Source organism: Geobacillus proteiniphilus (assembly GCF_001908025.1).
Taxonomy (GTDB): domain Bacteria; phylum Bacillota; class Bacilli; order Bacillales; family Anoxybacillaceae; genus Geobacillus; species Geobacillus proteiniphilus.
Genome location: NZ_MQMG01000098.1, coordinates 1 through 3,078 on the forward strand (window position 1 = coordinate 1; position 3,078 = coordinate 3,078).

Annotated in this window: 4 protein-coding genes and 1 pseudogene; all 5 read left to right on the forward strand. The window is 39.2% G+C overall.

Annotation, left to right across the window (positions count from 1 at the left end; translation table 11 throughout):
• Nucleotides 1-406: hypothetical protein (locus BRO54_RS18535; protein WP_239691300.1), on the forward strand; the 406-nt coding region annotated here is incomplete at its 5' end.
• 4 nt (nt 407-410) lie between these two features.
• Nucleotides 411-1,205 (forward strand): ImmA/IrrE family metallo-endopeptidase, encoded by a 795-nt coding sequence (locus tag BRO54_RS18540; RefSeq protein ID WP_068895178.1) that lies wholly within the window; start codon nt 411-413, stop codon nt 1,203-1,205.
• Nucleotides 1,202-2,098: a hypothetical protein gene (locus BRO54_RS18545; RefSeq protein ID WP_068895176.1), complete on the forward strand. Its 897-nt coding sequence runs from the start codon at nt 1,202-1,204 to the stop codon at nt 2,096-2,098. The genes BRO54_RS18540 and BRO54_RS18545 overlap by 4 nt, the downstream gene beginning before the upstream one ends.
• Before the next feature lie 73 nt (nt 2,099-2,171).
• Nucleotides 2,172-2,271 (forward strand): annotated as a pseudogene (locus BRO54_RS20945) (helix-turn-helix domain-containing protein); the annotation flags it as partial.
• A 117-nt stretch (nt 2,272-2,388) separates the two neighbouring features.
• Nucleotides 2,389-3,078 (forward strand): transposase (locus tag BRO54_RS18555; protein ID WP_074044834.1); only part of this gene is annotated, 690 nt, incomplete at its 3' end.

Sequence of the window (3,078 nt, forward strand, 5' to 3'; positions counted from 1 at the left end):
GGAGGTGAAGTGTATGGTAAATACAAACAAAATTGTAGGCCAGAATGTCAAAAAATATATAGAAGGGAAAGGCATTAAACATTCATGGGTGATGGAACGAACTGGTATTAAGAAGACAGCTTATTATAATTTCTTGAAAGGCGAAGGAAATGTGGAGAAGTATGTTGCAAAGATCAATAAGCTGTTCCGCATTAACGATCCGTTCTTTTTTTACAAGGCAGATATGGAGTTAAATGGAAAAACGTTTGGCCGCAGCCGATCTGATTCATTTATGAATTATGTGGCCCTTTCGTTTCACGGTGCAGAGGACGAAGAATTAAAAAAGGGCATGCATCTTTTCAGCGAATTTGTTGAACTGATCGATGTGTTAAAATCAGTGACAAATTCGGAACATCCAAGGGGGTAGTCCATTGATTACAAAAGACAATCTTGAAATGATTTTAGAGCATAACAAAACACATTTGCCGAAAATGAAAAGGGCAATGGACCGTATTTACTCCCTCGGAGATCCTCTTGCTCATGTAAAGCCGCTTGATTTTATAAAAACTTATCTTTACGAGCATGCAAATGTATTGCAGTTTCCGATTCAAAATGCTGACTATGGTGGGCTTGTGTATTACTATAACGGTGATTATTATGTCCATATTAACACGGCACAGCCGAGAATATATGAAAATTTCATGTGGGCGCACGAGTTTTATCATTTCTTTTTTGACAGAGAGAAAATTAAGAGCCCTGACCAAAATTTTATCATGATTGATCATATTTATGATGAAAAAGAGCGGCTTCCTAATCTCTTCGCTGCCGAATTTTTAATTAATGATTTTGTGTTGGAAAGAAGTTTTCGATTTTTGGAGACCGCTCACATGAAACAATCTCTCCCCCAAAAAATTATGCGATTAATCAGTGTCTTCCAGATCCCGTACAAAGCGTTAGTTGTGAAACTTGCTCAAAACGAATTGATCACGATTAACGAAGCGAAAGATGCATTGGACTATGATTATAGAAATCGTATTCCCCATGATATAGACAAATCATTGTTCGAGCCTAGTTATACGATAAACATCAGCGGGTTTGATGAATTATATGAAAAAGCAAAAGGATTGATGTATGAAGAGGATCTTCAATCGATTAAAAAATTTTATGATAAGCTATATGAACAAGTGTTGGCGTCAGTGCATGATCAAAGGGGGACTAAAGGATGAAGGTCCTCGATTCCCCTGTTTTAGAATCCGTTCGCCCGTTTATTTCAGATAATACGGTCCAACTGTACCAGTCACTAAATGAACATCAAGCATTTTATATGTTAGATAATATGATCTTAACGAAATTCAGAAAACAAATATCAAATTTGCCGCTTTTGCTGCAGGCATTTCATCAGTCTCCGATTTTTCTTATTCCTGATGCAGTGTTAGAAGAGTCTTGTAGGAATATACCCACAAAGGAACGATATAATGATTATTACTTTGAGCTTTTCAAACAATTATCGGCGAAGAAACAGCTGTATATTCTATCGATGCAAACCATTTATCAATTATTAGAGAAAGGAATGACGAAAAAGCAACGCATATTGGATGTGATGAAACAACTGGCTTTGCAAGCTTTCAGAGTAAATAGAGATATTATTCATAACCTGGAACGATGTGAATTATCCTCCATTTCGGATCTTCCAAAATTGAGACAAATCATTTTACATAACGGAAATAATGCAGGAGAGCGCTTTATTTGTTTTTTCTCATTATTGCTTGTTCATCAGTACTACGGTCCTGCCTATATATGTAGTGATGACGGCAAAGGTGTATATACGATGTATAATACTTTTGTAAATAACGAAAGTTTATTTGGAATATTAGGTATCGATGATTTTTTAGGGTTTAAACAGCAATACATCCTGCTGTCTTATGACCGTATTCTACAATTATCCATTCAGAATACGAAATTAAGCTCCGAAGAAATCTATGCTTTTGTGCACAGCAGCGGTCGAAACGAGTCGAGGAAGGTCATTTATTCGTTAGATGGACAGTCATTCCATACAGAAATTAAAAATGCCAATTTGGCAAAATGGATTGAAGAAGGAAAAATAGAGATTTCCTTTTAACGGAGGGGCATCCGTTGCTTCTCAAAAGTTGCGAAAGCTCGATAGAGGCAGAGAGCCGCAAGGAAGATCCGTTATGAAAAAAGCTTATTTTGTTGAAATCAAACCGACAACTGAACAAGCGATCAAAATAAACAAAACGATTGGTGTTTGTCGCTACGTGTATAATTTTTACAGACCTGCGAGCGAGAAAGCCCACTCCTTTAGGGGTGGGATGAAAGCGAGCCGTTTTCTTCATATTGAATGATACTGAAAAAAACGGTATCATGTCATCGTCGCAAGAAGGTGAATCCATGCCCACGATCACACTAAGGCTGGAACTGCACAAACCAACGAAAGTCAAACAAGACATGTACGAACGGATGACAGAAGTGAATACAGCGTTTGCGAATTGGCTGTTGAATCATCCCGAGCTGAATCAAGCGACGAGCAAACTATTTAAAGCGTTTTCGTCGCAGCGGTTTCCTTCTGCCATCGTGAATCAAACGATTCGAGAAGTGAAGTCCCAAAAGAAAAACCAGAAAACAAAGAAGTTTCGAACATTATGGTGTTGCTTCAACAATCAAAACGTAAAGGTGGAAAAGAAAGGAGAGTTCTACACCGTTTCATTCCCCACACTGGAGAAGCGAATTGGCGTGCCAGTGGTCACGCGCCCCTATCAAGAAGCATGGCTGAATCGGCTGCTCGATGGAACCGTCAAACAAGGGGCAGCCAAGCTCTACAAAAAGAGAAAGAAATGGTGCTTGGCTGTTGCGATCCCAGTTGAAGTCCAACAACGGGAAGAAACCAAGGTAATGGGAATTGACCTAGGACTTCGCTATATTGCCGTTGCCAGCATTGGAACGAAATCGCTGTTTTTTAAGGGCAGCCAATGCGCTTTCATTCGCCGACGATATGCGGCTTTGCGTCGAAAGTTGGGCAAAGCCAAGAAGCTCCATATGATTCGCAAAATCGGCCGTAAAGAGTCCCGCTGGATGAAGGAT